The sequence below is a fragment of the Flammeovirga kamogawensis genome (assembly GCF_018736065.1).
GTDB classification, from domain to species: Bacteria; Bacteroidota; Bacteroidia; order Cytophagales; family Flammeovirgaceae; genus Flammeovirga; species Flammeovirga kamogawensis.
The window spans coordinates 4431835-4448447 of sequence record NZ_CP076128.1; the positions used below are offsets into that span (position 1 = coordinate 4431835).

Annotated in this window: 12 protein-coding genes; 3 read left to right on the forward strand and 9 right to left on the reverse strand. The window is 32.5% G+C overall.

All coding sequences use genetic code 11. From position 1 onward, the window contains the following. Positions 1-120: 120 nt before the first annotated feature. Both KM029_RS18065 and galE read left to right on the forward strand, forming a co-directional pair. On the forward strand, positions 121-1716 hold the full coding sequence (locus KM029_RS18065) for a S8 family peptidase (protein ID WP_144074585.1): 1596 nt from the start codon (positions 121-123) through the stop codon (positions 1714-1716). Between the two features lie 39 nt (positions 1717-1755). After that, positions 1756-2790, forward strand: a complete 1035-nt coding sequence (gene galE, locus KM029_RS18070) for a UDP-glucose 4-epimerase GalE (protein WP_144074586.1) — start codon at positions 1756-1758, stop codon at positions 2788-2790. A gap of 64 nt (positions 2791-2854) precedes the next feature. Here the strand turns inward: galE and KM029_RS18075 are convergent, their stop codons facing one another. Next, positions 2855-3733: a YicC/YloC family endoribonuclease gene (locus tag KM029_RS18075; protein WP_144074587.1), complete on the reverse strand. Its 879-nt coding sequence runs from the start codon at positions 3731-3733 to the stop codon at positions 2855-2857. A 224-nt stretch (positions 3734-3957) separates the two neighbouring features. Here KM029_RS18075 and KM029_RS18080 point away from each other — a divergent pair, with 224 nt between their 5' ends. Then, complete coding sequence (locus KM029_RS18080) at positions 3958-4800, forward strand: alpha/beta hydrolase (RefSeq protein ID WP_144074588.1); 843 nt, start codon at positions 3958-3960, stop codon at positions 4798-4800. 113 nt (positions 4801-4913) lie between these two features. Here the strand turns inward: KM029_RS18080 and KM029_RS18085 are convergent, their stop codons facing one another. The 8 genes from KM029_RS18085 to tgt all read right to left on the reverse strand — a co-directional run bounded on the left by KM029_RS18085 (position 4914) and on the right by tgt (position 16407). After that, positions 4914-6536, reverse strand: a complete 1623-nt coding sequence (locus KM029_RS18085) for an aspartate:alanine exchanger family transporter (RefSeq protein WP_205125446.1) — start codon at positions 6534-6536, stop codon at positions 4914-4916. Positions 6537-6834: 298 nt separating this feature from the next. Continuing rightward, the gene (locus KM029_RS18090) at positions 6835-7764 is read right to left on the reverse strand and encodes a universal stress protein (protein WP_144074589.1); all 930 of its coding nucleotides are present in this window, start codon (positions 7762-7764) and stop codon (positions 6835-6837) included. A gap of 265 nt (positions 7765-8029) precedes the next feature. Then, positions 8030-11179 (reverse strand): hypothetical protein, encoded by a 3150-nt coding sequence (locus KM029_RS18095; protein WP_144074590.1) that lies wholly within the window; start codon positions 11177-11179, stop codon positions 8030-8032. Positions 11180-11305: 126 nt separating this feature from the next. Further along, a complete protein-coding gene (locus KM029_RS18100) occupies positions 11306-11560 on the reverse strand; it encodes a hypothetical protein (protein ID WP_144074591.1) in 255 nt (84 codons plus the stop codon). A gap of 378 nt (positions 11561-11938) precedes the next feature. Then, entirely contained in the window at positions 11939-13633 is a 1695-nt protein-coding gene (locus KM029_RS18105; protein WP_144074592.1) for a DUF6909 family protein, read from the reverse strand. A gap of 106 nt (positions 13634-13739) precedes the next feature. Next, on the reverse strand, positions 13740-14489 hold the full coding sequence (locus KM029_RS18110) for a class I SAM-dependent methyltransferase (RefSeq protein ID WP_144074593.1): 750 nt from the start codon (positions 14487-14489) through the stop codon (positions 13740-13742). 102 nt (positions 14490-14591) lie between these two features. Further along, complete coding sequence (locus tag KM029_RS18115) at positions 14592-15149, reverse strand: hypothetical protein (protein ID WP_144074594.1); 558 nt, start codon at positions 15147-15149, stop codon at positions 14592-14594. Between the two features lie 121 nt (positions 15150-15270). After that, positions 15271-16407, reverse strand: a complete 1137-nt coding sequence (tgt, locus tag KM029_RS18120; RefSeq protein ID WP_144074595.1) for a tRNA guanosine(34) transglycosylase Tgt — start codon at positions 16405-16407, stop codon at positions 15271-15273. Positions 16408-16613 lie beyond the last annotated feature (206 nt).

Below are 16613 nucleotides of genomic sequence, written 5' to 3' on the forward strand. Positions count from 1 at the left end.
TGATTAAAGGGGGAATATATTTTTCTTTACTAACATGTCAATATTATAACTAATCAGGATAGTTCTTGTTTAATAATTTTTGTATTATGTGACGACTTACTCAAATTATTTTCTTTCAAAATGAATAAATCGATAATTACAATTCTTTTATTTTCGATTACGAATTTATTATACGCTCAAGATCAGTACTTTTTAGTTACTTTTTCTGACAAATATGCTACTAGTCATTCATTGAGCGATCCAAGTACCTATCTTTCAGATGCATCAATAAATCGAAGAGAGCATTTTAATATTGCTATTGATTCGAGTGATTTACCTGTAGTTTCCTCCTATATTGATGCTGTAGAACAGACTGGTGCAACTATTTGGTACCCATCAAAGTGGTTTAATGCTGTAATTGTTTCTAATGCAGATTCTGTTGCTATAAGTGCGTTGCCTCATGTAAGTGGAGTATTAAATATGAGTGATAAATCTATGGGTGGAATACAATCAGAAGATGTTGAAACTGCTTCTGATACAACTTCTTTTGGTGCTTCTAACCTACAAATAGAAATGTTAGGTATTGATAAAATGCATGAACAAGGCTATAAAGGAGAGGGGATTCATATTGCTGTGCTTGATGCAGGTTTTTTTAATTACGATGTAAATAAGTTTTTTGTTGACCTTGATGTTGCAGATACTTTTGATTTTTATTCAAGAGATACCATTGTGAACGATGATCATAGACATGGTGCAAATGTATTGTCTACAATGGCAGCGAATATTGAAGGTGATTACGTTGGAGGTTCTCCAAATGCAACGTACTATTTATATAGAACAGAGAATGTGTCTTTTGAAAGCCGTATTGAGGAATTAATGTGGACAGTTGCTGCAGAAAGAGCAGATTCTCTTGGAGTGGATATAATCCAATCTTCTTTAGGGTATTATGATTTTGATGATGCTACACAAAATTACTCACATGATGATCTTACAGGTGACTTTGCTTGGATATCTATGGCGGCAAACCATGCTTTTACGAAAGGTATAATGATTGTTTGTTCGGCAGGGAATGAAGGTGGAAACCCATGGCAGAAAATTACGTTCCCCTCGGATTCTCCATTAGTACTTACCGTTGGCTCTGTGAATAGTAAAGGGACAAAAGCTTTTTCGAGCTCTGTCGGTCCTGCTGTAAATAATAGAATTAAGCCAGATGTAATGGCCCTTGGAGAAGGAGCTGCAATTATAAATACAAGTGGTATGATTTCTACATCTAATGGCACATCTTTTTCAGCTCCTCAAATGGCTAGTTTGTTAGCAGGTTTAATGCAAGCCTTACCAGATGTAATATCTCAAGAAGAGTATTTAAACCGTATTAAAGCGGCTGCAGATAGATATTCAAGACCAGATACATTATATGGCTATGGTGTACCTGATTTTGAATCAGCTTTATTAGTAACGTCATTAAAAGAAAACGATCATTTATTTAAAAAAGTGAAGATTTTTCCAAACCCAACAAATGGAGAATATATTAACATTGAGCTGCCCTATAAATTAAGAAAAGAAGAGCTTGAAATAACTTGGTATACTTTAAGCGGACACCTTTTAAAGACAGAGGTAATAAAGGATGCAGATGAGATTAATAAAATCAGTATTCCATCAAAATTTACAAATCAATATATATTGCTTCGTTTATCAACATCTAGTTATTATAAAACTTTTAAAGTGAAAGTAAACTGATTAGCTTTGAGGAACTTATTATTGATTAAATAAATACCTATGTCTCAAAAACAAATATTAGTAACAGGTGGAACAGGTTATATCGGTTCTCACACTGTTGTAGAATTACAAAATCAAGGATATGATGTAGTTATCGTAGATGATTTATCTAATTCTGATAAAGAAGTAATAGATCGAATAGAGAAAATTTCGGGTATTCGTCCTCATTTCGAAGAGTTAAATTTAATTGATGCTGATGGTGTTAATCAGTTATTTAAAAAATATACAAAGCTAGCTGCTGTTATTCATTTTGCAGCATTTAAAGCAGTAGGTGAGTCTGTTAAAGAACCCCTAAAATATTATCAAAATAATTTAGTCTCACTTATAAATTTACTGAATTGTATGAAAGCGTATGATGTACCCAATATGGTATTTTCATCATCTTGTACAGTTTATGGTCAGCCAGAAACATTACCTGTTACAGAGAATGCACCAGTGCAACCAGCAGAGTCTCCTTATGGTAATACCAAACAAATTTGCGAAGAAATCTTAAGAGATACCGTAAAGGCTTACCCTCAGTTAAAAGCAATAGCATTGCGTTATTTTAATCCTGTTGGAGCACATAAAACAGCGTTAATTGGAGAATTACCTAAAGGTGTCCCTCAAAATTTAGTGCCATTTATTACGCAAACGGCTTTTGGTTTAAGAGATCAATTGTCTGTTTTTGGTGATAATTATGATACAATAGATGGTTCAGCAGTAAGAGATTACATTCATGTTGTAGACCTTGCTAAAGCACATATTATTGCAGCTGAACGTTTATTGAACGGTATTAACGAAGAAAATTACGAGTACTTTAATTTAGGTACAGGTACCGGTAGTTCTGTGTTAGAAGTAATTAATGCTTTTGAAAAAGCAAATGGATTACCTGTAAACTATAAAATTGTAGATAGGAGAGAGGGTGATATTGAAAAAATATGGGCTGATACTACAATTGCCAATGAGGTACTTGGATGGAAAGCTGAAAGAGGACTAGACGAAATGATGAGTTCTGCTTGGGCTTGGGAAAAAAATATAAGAGAAGGAGATTGTTAGTAAATCTTTAACGTAAAAAAGCCGACAAAATTAATTTTGTCGGCTTTTTTTATAGAAATGATATTTACAGAATGTTTAAGTTCTGTTCTTTAATTTTTTCAAGCTCATCTTTCATGTTGACAACAACTTTTTGGATGTTGACATCATTTGCTTTTGAACCAATAGTATTAATTTCTCTACCAATTTCTTGAGAAATAAATCCTAATTTCTTACCATTTGATTTAGGCTGCTCAATAGTCTGAATGAAATATTTAAGGTGTTGTTCTAAACGAACTTTCTCCTCGTTAATATCTAATTTTTCAATATAAAAGATTAATTCCTGCTCAAATCTGCTCGGATCAAAATTTTCATTATTTTCAAACTCAGCAATCTGATTATTTAATTTTTCGCGTAAACGTTCAATTCTTTGCGGATCAAACTCAATTACCTTTGCTAAGTATTCTGTAATATTCGTAATAGAACCTCTAATTGCTTTTTCTAATGCATCTCCTTCATGAGACCTGAATTCAATAGTTTTATCAATTGCTTTTTTAATGGCTTCTAAAACTACAGGCCAATCTTCTTTAATTACATCTTCATCGTTTTCTTTAGTATATACTTCAGGCATTTCCATCACTATATTTAAAAGATTATCTGTGTTTTCACCAAGGTCAGTTGCAACAGATTTAAGGTCAGAATAATAACTTTTAATCACTTCTGTATTTAAAGAAGCTTTAAGGTTTTCATTTCTTTTTGATGTATAATTTAAAAGTAAAAGGATTTTACCTCTCTGTAATTTAGAAGTTAATAAGTTTCTTAACTCAATTTCTTTATCAGAGAATGCAGATGACATTTTTATGTTGCAATCAGCATTTTTTGAGTTGAGTGTCTTAATTTCAATAGATACACTTAACTGATCATTTTCTATTCTTTCCTGGCCGAAGCCTGTCATCGATTGTATCATTGATATGTATTTTTTTAGTTTAAATATTAGTGCGTAAATATAGCTTTATTATTTTTTGAATTACTTATTATTAAATTTTAATCTTAGAAATTGAATTTAGAATCAAGGAATAATTCTTTTAAAATGAAATTAGAAGTGAATTAAAATTAACGGTTTTAGAATAGAATAAATGAGATATAAATTTAAAAGTGTAAATTATAATTAACTGAAACAAGAAGATTAAAATGAAAGAATTTGAATATAATTGGACAACTAATGATAACATTGAAATATATGGAAAATGTTGGTTGCCAAAAACAGAAGAACCAAAAGCAATTGTATGTTTAATACATGGGTTTGGAGAGCATATTTTACGTTATAACCACGTAGCTAAATTTTTTAATGATAATGGTATTGGTTTTATAGGTTATGACCAAAGAGGACATGGACAAACCAAAGGGAAGAGAGGTGTAGTGCCAAGTTATGCAGATGTTTTATATAATGTATCAGAATTTTTGGCTTTAGTAAATGATAAATTCCCCAACATTCCAATGTTTTTATATGGGCACAGTATGGGTGGGAATATTGCATTGTCATTTTTATTAAAAGAACAACCACTCAATCTTAAAGGAGCTATAATAACAAGTCCTTGGTTACGTCTAGCATCAGATCCACCTGCATGGCAAGAGCAAATTGGTAAGTTTATAGGGAGCATTATTAAAGGCTTTGTGATACCTTCTAAACTTAATCCACCAGATTTATCATCAGACTTATCAGTAGGAGAAGAATACGTTAAAGACCCTTTGGTACATAACAAGATATGTACAGCACTTTATTTTGGAGTGAAAGATGCGGGGGAGTGGAATATAAAGAATGCTGATAACTTAAAAACCCCTACATTATTAATGCATGGAACAGCAGATAATATCACTTCTGATAGTGCATCTAAGGAGTTTTCTGAAAATGCACCTGCATCATTAATTTCATTTAAAAAATGGAATAACTTGAGACATGAAATGCACAATGAGGTAACCAAGGAAGAGGTATTAAAGGATATGCTAACTTTTATTGAAAAGGAATTAGCGTAAACATAAAAAACTCCAGCAAGTAGTTACTGCTGGAGTTTATAAAAACACCGAGTTAAAATCCCTTGAATTAATAACCCAGTGTTAAATGTAGATAGTTGTAGTAAAATATTATTTTATAGTCCTCCAATAATTTGAGCACAGATAATAATGGCAACTAATGCAAAAGGATATACTGTTGCATAAGCTACTTGTGGAGCGTCGCTCTCTGTCATATTATCCATTGCACTTAAACCAGGTGTAGATGTCATTCCACCAGTTAAAGCACCCATTAGAGAAAGGAAATTAACTTTAAATACAAAGTGGCCAACAATGGTAACTATTAGCATTGGGATTAATGTAATTAATGCTCCGATACCAAATAACTGGAAACCATATTCGCTAATTGTAGCAACTAGTTTTGTTCCTGCTCCAACTCCTACAGGAGTTAAAAACAACAATAAACCAAATTGGCGTAATAATGCATTTGCACTACTTGGTAAGTGCCATATCACAGGTCCTGTTTTCCCTAAACGAGATAAACCTAAGGCAGCCATTAATACACCACCAGTTAACCCTAATGAGAATGATGAGCCACCAGGAAGAGGAACTTCTAGTTTACCTAAAAGAACACCTACAATAATACCAAGTGCAACAGGTAAGAAACTAGGAGTTTCTACCATCTTGATACTATCACCAAATAACTCTGTCATACCAGCAACGTTACCTTTAGTACATGATACCAAAAGTTTATCGCCAAAGCGTAAACGAGTAGATGGTCTTGGAGAAAGCTCTAATCCTGCTCTTCTAACTCTTGTTACAGTAGCTAAGAAGTTGTTATGAAGGTCTAGTTCTCCTAATGTTTTACCAACAATATTTCTTGAAGAAACAACAAACCAACGGATCTCGTGTAACCCAGAACGAGGGATCTTTGTTTCTGTAACTTCACCTAATAAAATTTCAACACGTTTTAAAGCGTCTGTAGTACCCACAGCCTTTACTAAATCACCTTTATGTAAGATAGTTTCCTTGGTAGGTGGTTTACTTTCTGTATTTGGTTCCATCACTCGCGAAATGTTCGCTTTAGTCATGAAACGAATGTTTAGTTCTCCAATTGTTTTCCCATCAATATTATCATTTGTAACAATGAAGTTCCTATTCATGAGTTCAGGAGTATCTGCCGTAGCTTCTTCCTCGTATCTTTTTTCGGCTTCTTCTACACTAATTCCAAATATTTTTGGAGCAAGTTTAACAAATAAGATAACACCAATTACACCAAATGGATAGGCAATACCATAGCCAATTGATGCTAACGGAGATTGAGAACTTTCAATTGCTGCTGCTAGACCTGGAGTAGACGTTAACGCACCAGTTAGTAAACCAACGGCAATCTTAAAGTCAATGTCAAAAATCCATCCGAGTAGGAATGTTACTATACCTCCAGATGCTACTGATAAAACAGCAAGTATTATCAATTTACTACCTTGCGATTTGAATGCTTCGAAGAACGAAGGACCAGCTTGCATACCAATAGTAAAAATGAATAATAATAAACCAATTTTTTGAATTATAGCAGGAATAGCAAAGTCATCGTAACCCAATGCATTCATTAGGTAACCATAAAACATAGCTACAAATATAACCGCAGATAATCCAAAGGAAACGCCTTTAACACTTACTTTACCAAGTAAAATACCAAAAGCTATAATTGCGAATAATGCTACATAATCTGTTTGTAGCAACTGTAGAAACATCTCCATAGAATGAAAGAATGTTATAAGTGTGAGATTAAAAATTTTACTATACAAAAGTGCAATAAATCTTTTAGTTAGATGCTATTAATGTTCTCTAAAATAAGGTGACTTTATTCATCCTTTTTCTGTGAATTATTGCTTTTATTTTATAAAGTGTTGATATAACAATATAAAATTCTTTGAAAATGGAATTTAATTAAAAAACCGATCTAATATTTATATATATTATGATCGGTTTCTGTTTTATTAAAATAGTTCTTTGTATACTAAATATAAAAAGATGATTTCTAGAGAATACACTATTCTATATTCTATCAAAGAAGTTGAAAATATCTAATGCTTTACCTTTGCTCTTATAAATAAGAATAGGTAAATTAATATCTGATGATAATAGTTTCTCTGCAGTACTACTTAAAACCATAGAAGCCATAAAAGTTCTACTTTTTGAACCTACTACAATAAGATCCGCACTTACCTTTTTAGCTGTTTTATAGATTGCATCAAATTTAGATTCATCTTCACCAATTAATATTGGTTCAGTTGTAATATCATGGTTAGAATTACCTGTTTGTGCAACAAAGTTATCTAATTTCTTTTCAGAGATTTCAGAAAGAATTTTTGCTACTTCATCGTAAGATTTACCTGTTGATGAATAACCTTGAGGTACTCTAAAACAATTGATAGCAATTACTTTAGAATCTTTCACAAGCTTTGCTAACTCTTCTGTCTGTTCTAGTGCTTCTTTAGATGAATCTGAGAAGTTAAGAGGTAACAAAATATTTGGTGTAGTTCTGTCTTCTGGTAGAAGTTCTGGAGCAAATAATACTGAACAAGGAGCAAAGCTTGCAACTTTACGAGCTACTGATCCTGTTCTTTCACCAGAACTGTTTTTTCCAATAATTACAATATCAACTTGCTTTCTTTTTGACATTTTAATGATTGTTTCGGCAGGGTCACCTTCTTCAATCATTAATTCGTAATTATAGCTATCAATATTTTTAATATACTTATGGATTAAGGTATCCATTGTTTTGCCAATAGACTCATCTAAGGGGCTCAACATATCAGGATATTTATCTGTAAGCTCTTGTGGTAAGTTTAAAGACTTTTGAACATGTATAAAGTATAATTTCTCTACTTTACCCATTGCGATATGAGTACTTGCATGTTCTAATAATTTTTTATCTTTTTCAGACCCATCAAGGGCTACAAGTGTTCTTCTAAAAAGTGACATGGTATTTAATTTTTATTTTTAACGTGTTCTATATTGGAACTAGGAAATTTGTTGAAATAAATAAAGCAATAATTTAATAATAATCTTACTTATAATAACTAGTTATTATTGCCTTACTATTTATACAATTAAAATTGATAAATATTATTTACTTTCCAATGATCATGGTCAGTAATTTTAGAGTTTACCATTTCTTAATTTTTGGCATTAAAAAAGGTCATTGATTTAATCAACGACCTTTTTAATAGTATTTATACAGCTTTTATTATTCTAATTTCCCTAAACGCATCATTGCTGCTGCGTAGTAATTTCCTAGAGGATATTTACGGATATATGTTTTATAACCTTCTACCGTATCTATCTCTTGTGCTTTTTTCCAATCATCTTCTTCTTTTGCTTGAGAATCATTTTTTAAAGCACTAATATTTTCTTTTGCTTCTTTCCAATACGACTTACTTGTTGTACTATTTAAGTAATTAAAGTAAGCACCTAATGTGTTTTCTTCACAAGTACTTTTCCACAGAGCTTCTTCTTCTGCATCTATAGAAGGTGCAGTTGCTGTTAGTTCTTCCTTTACTTCAGGAATTGGAGTTGTTTCCTCTGCTACTACTTCTTCTTCTGTAATTTCTGTAGTAACGTCCTTTTCAAGGTTAAATTCAGTTTCTGTTTGTACTATAGTTTCAACTTGTACTTCATGACCGTTTGTATAGTCAGTAGTACTTTCTTCTACTAAATCAGGTAATGTAGAAGGAGTTTCTTCTTCAACTACTGTTTCTTCTATTATAGTGTCTTCAACTACAGGAGTAGAATTATCCTCAAAAGTTATCGTTTCTCCTTCGTCAGCATTCTGAATCGTATTAATTCTAGAATAAGCATCTGCAAGATATTCGTTTTCTTCAGTACGGTTTAAGTACTCTTTGTAAGAATCTATAGTATTTAAACCACTAGCAATTCTCCAAAGATCACTTTCGTTCATACCATCAATAAAAACAAGAGCACTGTCTACAGCTGGAGTGTTAATTTCTTCTGCAGCAATAGGAGCAGGAGTTTCTTCAATAACGGGTTCAGGAGTAGTAACCTCTTCTATTACATTTACTACCTCTTCTTCTGCTACTACAGGTGTTTCTTCTGTAACAGAAGGAGTTTGAGTAATAACTTCAACAGGTTCTCCTTTGTCTAGTTTATTAATTCTAAAATAAGCTTCTGCAATTTGCTCGGCAGTTTTAGTAAAATTAATATAAGATAAGTAACCATCTTTAGTGTTCAGCTTTTCAGCTCTTAACCAAAGGTCATTTTCAGAAAGTTGCTCAAGGTCCTCTTCAGAAGTGCTAACATTATTTGTAGTTGATGTTGCTTCTTCTATTTCAGTGTCGAAAGTAGTTTGTACAATTTCGTCTTTAACATCAGATGTTACTTCTGTAAATTCTTGAGCAGACGATGTTATTTCTTGTGCTTCTTCTAAACTGAATGAATCTTCAGAGGTAATTATTTCTGATGGTGTTTCAAAAGAGATTTCACTCTCTTCTTCTTCCACTTCTCGTAAAGCTTCTTCTAAAACAGAGTCCATTTCAGAAACAACAGTCGAAGTTTCTTCTTTTTCGTCATCATCAAAATCAATTTCTTTATCGAGTTGCATTCGTTCCATATCAGTCCATAAAAGGTATTCTCCTTTTAGGCCTTTAGCTTCTTCAATCTTAGTAAGAACATCTTCAATAGGTTCCATTCTAAGATCCATAAGTAACGTAGGATCGATATCTATTTCTTCTTGCGGAATTTCTTTTCTTTCAACGACAACAGGAGCAGGAACAGCTTCTTCTTGTAATTTTTTAACTACTGTCTGTTTGTTGATTTGCTCAATTCTTTGTTTTGATTTCTCAACAAACTTTCCTTCAGGGAACATGTTTTGATAGAATTGATATCCTTCTACACTATTCCAAATTGCAGTTTTTTGCCAAATTGAAGTTTCTAACTCAAGAGTAACTTCTTCTTTAGCTTTTGGGAGTAATTCATTAGACAACTCAGTTTTTAACTTATCACGAAGTTGTTCTTCAATCTCAACTTCTTTTGTTTTTAACTGATCGTTTACTTTGTTAGAAAACTCACCTTCAAATTCTTTTCTAAGTTCATCACGCACTTCTGCACGTAATTTTTCTTCTCTTGAAAGGAATTTTTCACATTCTTCTTTTCTTCTAAGAACAACAGCGTCTTGTTTAAAATCAAGAGCTTTATTGTAATGTTCTTTTGCTTCAATAAAATTATTATCGAAGTAGGCTTTATCTCCTAAATCAATTAAAGAAGTAAATTTTAATTCACTATTACAGAAATCAACTTTATCTTGATACCCTTTATTAGATGTATCAAATTCTAATAATTGAGTGTAAGTATCTTTAGAAGATTCAAAATTCTTATTTGTGTACTGTTCTTCAGCAATCTTTTCTAAAGAATTTACAATGCCTTTGTGTGCAGTATCTTCTTTCAGAATTTCGTAAGCAGCTTGATATCTATTTCTAGCAGCTTCAAAATGTTGATTATTGTACATCTGCTCTGCTTGTTGTAGTGTTTCTACAAAAGCAGCCATATTATTAAATTCTTCGTCATGTTCAAATAACTCAATACCTTCTTTTAAGAATGGTAATGCTTCGGCGTAATTTTTATCATCAAAGCATTTCTTAATCGAAGCTCTAAGTTTTTGAGCAATAGAAAAACGTTTATTGAAACAGATAGGGGCATCTGGAACATCGTTACTTACAAAAGATACATGTTGTAAAGAAGCATCGTTAGAGAAGTTATTCTTTATGTCTGCAATTGTAAGTACTTCTTTTTCTTCTTCAATACCTGTTTGTAATAAAGAAGTTAAGCCAGAAGCAATGGTTTTTTGAGAATCTGATTGTCCAAGTTCTGAAACAATATATGTTTTTACAGGTCCGAAAGGAACTAGATCTTCTATTGTTTTGATACTTAGTTTGTCAAAATCGCCAAAAGTTGGTGCAGAACGATACTCTGCATCTAATACTAGAAAGGCATTTTTAGCAGAAGATTCGTTGATAATGTCAACAACTTCTGTTAAAGGTATACCATTAATATGACATTGTTTTACAGTAGTATGCGGTGATGAAAGAATAAGTTTTCCTCTTCTTTCAATCAAATATCCTGAGTAGAATAAGATTAATGTATCTTCTGTGGTATTTGCAACCTCAGCAATACGCTCTTTAATCATAGTGTTCCCTTCGGAGTCCACTAAGGAGATAATATCCTTTTCATGCAGCCCAAGAATTTGAGCGTCAGTAAGTGTGTCTCTTAGCAAACTAATGTCTTTATAAACATGCTCACGTCTATAAAGATCATCGTCTTTTAGGAATGTACCTATACCTATTAGTATAGCTCTGGATTTTGATGGATCGAACATCAACGGCATATCAAATAAACTAAATGAGTTCTAAATAAAAATAGTCTTGACCTATGTAGAGGGTACTACTTATCAAGCACTTCAAAAAAATAACGCAGGTTATTAACTTCTATTGTACAAGAAAGATGATAAATATTATTCTTCCAAGTTGTTTTGATCAATTTCTTCGTTTTTTACTTCATTATCGTAATTTTTTCGAATAATATTAATCTCAGCAAGAAAATCGTCAGGGTATGGGCTGTACTGTTCTTCTTTAGAAAGTTTCTTTTTTTCTTCGTTGATTTTTTCATGATCAACTTTTTCTTCGCTATCTAATTCATTTGCTTTGTCTTCTGCTTCCAAAGCATCCCAATCAATTTCTTGATTTTGATTTTCTTGATTCTTTTTCATCTTAGTATTTATCTTTTACTTGTACGTTATATTTTGAAGCAATTATTATTCCCTTTCATAAGTAACAAACTATAAAATTAAGTGTGTTTTTTACTACTTTTTGTGCGTTACTATTCTATTTTAACAGGATTGATAATTTTTGATTTTGAATGAAAAGCGAACTAATTGTGGTTTCTTTTTAAACAAAAAAGGGAATAAAATAATTGCACATTGTAGAAATTAAATGATTTAATTTTACAATGTGCAACACTACAAAAAAAATTGTAGAAATATAAACCTTAAAGAGGTTAGTTAACGTATTCGTGATTTTTAAAATAGTAATTCTGAATAAGGCATTCACCTTAAAAATTCTATCATTATATCGCTACCACTAACTCCTTATTTATGATCGCCTAAAATTTTCTCTAAAATCTTAAGTGTAATTGCATAAGTAGGGCGAACTCCTGTTAGTCCTAAACTACCATTTGCAAGTGTACTTCCTGTAATTAGAGGGTTGTCAGAAGCATAATACGCGTATCTCACTTTTACGTCAGCACTTATATTATTTCTTATTTTAGAAGCTCCTTGAATTGCTTTCTGATAATGTGCTCCTTCCATTTCTAATCCCATTACACCCCAAGAAGAGTCTTTGAAGTATTTAAGAATATCTTTGTTTTGTAAAGATGTACCCAATACTGTAATCATTGGTCCACCTACACTTTTGATTTCTTTTAGATCAGCAAAGTCTTCTACTTTAAGGTCATTATTTACAGGGTAATTATCTGCTGTACCTTCAAAGATGTGTGCAGAAGGTATCATGATATCTCCTTTACCTCCTTTTAGAATACCGGCTTTACCCATTATAGAAACAGAACGAACATCTAATTCTATTTTATTGTCGCCATCTGTAAATGGTTTCAAGAGTTCGTCCATTGTTTCAAAAGCTTGTTCTCCAAATGCATAGTCCATTACAATAATAACAGGTGCATTATCTGGGTTTTTAAGCTTTTCAAACTTCACCTCTTTCGGTAGGTAAGAAGTAGGTATTTTAGCCATATCAAATAATTGGACTGAAATATTAGTTCCAGAGTCTTCATTTATTTGAATCATTCCTTTTTCCATAGCATTATTAGAAATCTTATCTCTAAGATGCCCATTTTCGCTTTGGCTTACTTCTTCCATTATTGTACTGAAGTCTACTTTTGTAGTTTTCTTTCCTAGTGCATCTAAAGCAAAGAAAGAATTCATTACACTGTGTAGGTTCGAGCTAATAATATGAATAGGACGGTGTATTAATCCATTGTGTGCTAAAACACGCTTAATTTTATCTGCCCATCTATCACCATACATGTGATGACCAATACGTTCTCTTAACGTAGGGCTGAAACTAATTACTCTAGCGTTATCTTCAAACTGCTCGTCCATAGCTAATTTACCTAACCAGTAAACAATATGGAAAAGACCGTTGTTTTTATCATTGTTCTGTAAGAATCTGTGATGAGCCGAACGTGTCTCATCGTAAGTTCTTCCTAAAAGTGTAGCTAAATAAGTAAAAGCAACCTCTTCGTTTTCTTTTGTAAGTGCTACTTTACCTGTTACAATTTCTTCTAGTTGTAACCATTCTCTTAATGATCTTCCTTTATCATCTTTAGCGTGATCTTTGATCTTTTTTGCTTCGATGTAAATAAAAGTAAGATGTGTTAATATATCGTAGATCTCACTTCTACCTCTAGTAATTTCGATGAACATTTGTTCTTCGTCAATTCTGTAGCAATTTCTACGTCTAGCATGTGGTATGATTTTCTTAAAAGAAGATTTTTCATACCCTTCTTCTGAAGTGAGCTTTATAAATCTAGTTTCCTCAATTCCTTTTGGTAAACGATCAAAAACATAGACAAGTCCATTGAGATCGACCTTTTGAGTATCAGCTAGAGTTCCATAAATTTCAGGCTGTAAGATTAGTAAATCTTGCATGATAGCATTTCCTGATGCTCCACCTGGCTTGTAGTAACCTCTGATAAACAGATGTCTCATTACTACGTACATTCTTTCAATTGCTGCTCTCGATGCCTGTGCTCTTGTTAATTCTCCCATATAAATGTGTTAAGTTGATATTTAATTTATGATTACTATGTGTGTTATAATTATTTGTAGCAAGCTACTTATTATTTATGTCTATTTACTATTGATTAGCAGTGAATTAACTGTTCTTTAATGTTAAAGAAACAAGGTAATGGTTTAGTTCACCTACATGTAATAGCTCGATTTCGTATCCTGCTGTTACTGCATATTCTTCTAAAACAGGGTAGCTTACATAAAGCCAATCAAACTTATCGCCTTTGTATTCTTTAAACTCCATCCAATATTGAATCTGTCCATAATATTCAGCCGTTAAATCGATCAGGTAAGAACCATCTTCGTCTTCAAAAAGGTGAATAATATCTGATGAATCAAAAACTAATTTACCACCTGGTGTTAACCATTCTTTTGCTTTAACAAGAAATTCGGCTAAACCATTCAATGTACCTACTAATCCAATGCCATTCATCAACATTAATAATGTATCGAATTTAGGACCATCATAAGCATAGATATCACCAGAAATAACTTTTTTAACGCCTCTTTTAGCAATGGTATCTGTTGCGAAAGTAGAAATATCCATTGCGGTAACATCAACACCTCTTTTTTGTAGGGCTAAAGCATGAGATCCCGCACCGGCACCTACATCTAATGTAGTACCTTTACAAGCATCTAAAGCCATTGTTTCTATAAGCGGCATGTCTTTTTCTTCTCTAAATAGAAGAGGAACAGGAATGTCGTCAGGTTCGCTAAAGTCGGAATAAACTTTAACGCAATAATCATCGTTATTATCTGCAAAAAAAGCTGCAATACCTGCACCCATTGCGTCTTTACTTTTATCTATTGTGTTTCCGTAGGTGGTCTTAGACATCTTTGAATTCAACTGTTAAAATACAAAAGTGTAAAATTTATGCAAATAACGATGAATTAAATTGATAATCAATAAACTGGGGTTAATGAATGGTAATTCAGTTTAAAGTAAGGTGACTAAGCGGTAAAAATCGACTAAAGTAAGTCTGAAAGCGTTTCTTTCTTGTATAGTGGTAAGGAATGGTGTTCTACTGTCTCCAAAGGTAATTTCGTATTCAATATCTTCTTTATTTAGTAGATTGTAGACTTCTGTAGCAAACAAAAATTGATCGGGCATACCACCTTGCTTGTATCTAATTTCACCAATTTGATTGGTATCTGTATTTTTCCAATGGACGGTGAAATGTTGGTAACCTTTAAAGAATTGGTTTGGAGCCAACATAATAAATGCATTGTCTTTTGTAGGGATGCTTACAATGTGTAACTGTATGATGGCCTTTGTAGAATCTATTACAGATTTATCGTATCTATAAATTGTTGTTGTTTCTGAAGATTGTTTGTGTGGGATAATATCATAGTAAGTTGCACGTACATTGTTAAAGTACATTCTAGTTTGGTCAAAAGTGACAAACTTAGGAGCAAAAGGGTCAATTACAATATCTTTGTAAGGTTGACAGGCGAAGGTAAAAAGTAAAAGAGTTAGTGAAAGTATTCTTTTCATTAGTGAAAAAGTTAGAGCATTTGGATAAACAGGAAATAGCGTTTTATCACTATTTCCTGTTTGATATTACTAAAATAACTCTTTTGCTAATGAAATGTTATATCTCAATGAGATTATTTTATTATAATCTTTGCATTAATGTTGGAATGATAGCGTTTTTCCATTCTCTAAAATCACCATCAATAATGTGCTGTCTAGCTTCTCTAACTAACCATAAATAGAAAGTTAAATTATGAACGCTGGCAACCATTCCTGCTAATGCTTCATTTGCTTTAAACATATGGCGTAAGTAACCTTTTGAGTAAAAAGTACTTACATAACCTCCAAGCTCTTGATCTATTGGTGTAAAATCATCTTCCCACTTTTTATTTTTTAGGTTCATGATTCCTTGAGTAGTAAATACATGACCGTGGCGTGCTTGTCTAGTAGGCATTACACAGTCTAACATATCTACTCCTAATGCAATATTCTCTAAGATATTGGCAGGTGTACCTACACCCATTAAATACCTTGGTTTATCTTCTGGAAGGATATCGCAGCAAAGTTCTGTAAACTCATACATCATTTCTGCTGGTTCTCCTACAGATAATCCGCCAATAGCATTTCCTTCACGTTCAAAACTTGCAATTTTTTCTGCAGATTGTGTACGTAAATCTTTGTAAGTACTACCCTGTACAATAGGGAATAATGCTTGGTGATGCCCGTATAATGGTACAGTTTCGTCTAAACGGTCTACACATCTTTGCAACCAACGGTGCGTTAAATGCATAGAATTTTTAGCATACGTATAATCTGATGGGTAAGGAGGACACTCATCAAAAGCCATAATAATATCTGCTCCAATAGAACGTTGGATATCCATTACTCTTTCTGGAGTGAAAAGGTGCTTAGAACCATCTATATGAGATCTAAACGTTACACCTTCTTCCTTAATTTTTCTAGTTTGAGCTAAAGAAAAAACTTGGTATCCACCACTATCTGTTAAAATAGGACGGTCCCAACCGTTAAATTTATGTAGACCACCAGCTTTTTCAAGAATTTCTGTTCCTGGTCTTAAATAAAGGTGATACGTATTTCCAAGAATAATATCAGCATTGATATCTTCTTTTAATTCACGTTGATGAACTGCTTTAACCGTACCTGCAGTTCCCACAGGCATAAATATTGGTGTTTGAATTTCACCATGATCGGTTGTTATTTTTCCAGCACGCGCCTTTGTTTGAGGATCTTTGTGCTTTACTTCGAATTTTAAACCCATAATTTCTGATTTCCATTTCTTTTGGAACACACCAAAATGCAAAGGTACATAATCAGTTTTAGATTATTGCGTTTAAAATTTGCCATTAAGAGACATTAAATTGTATAATTTTGAGTATTATTGGTGTGAAGTAGTGATTCTGGTGTATTTAGAATCTACTATTTTAATAAAAAGGTAAATAATAGTTAATATTGATCTTTGATTTT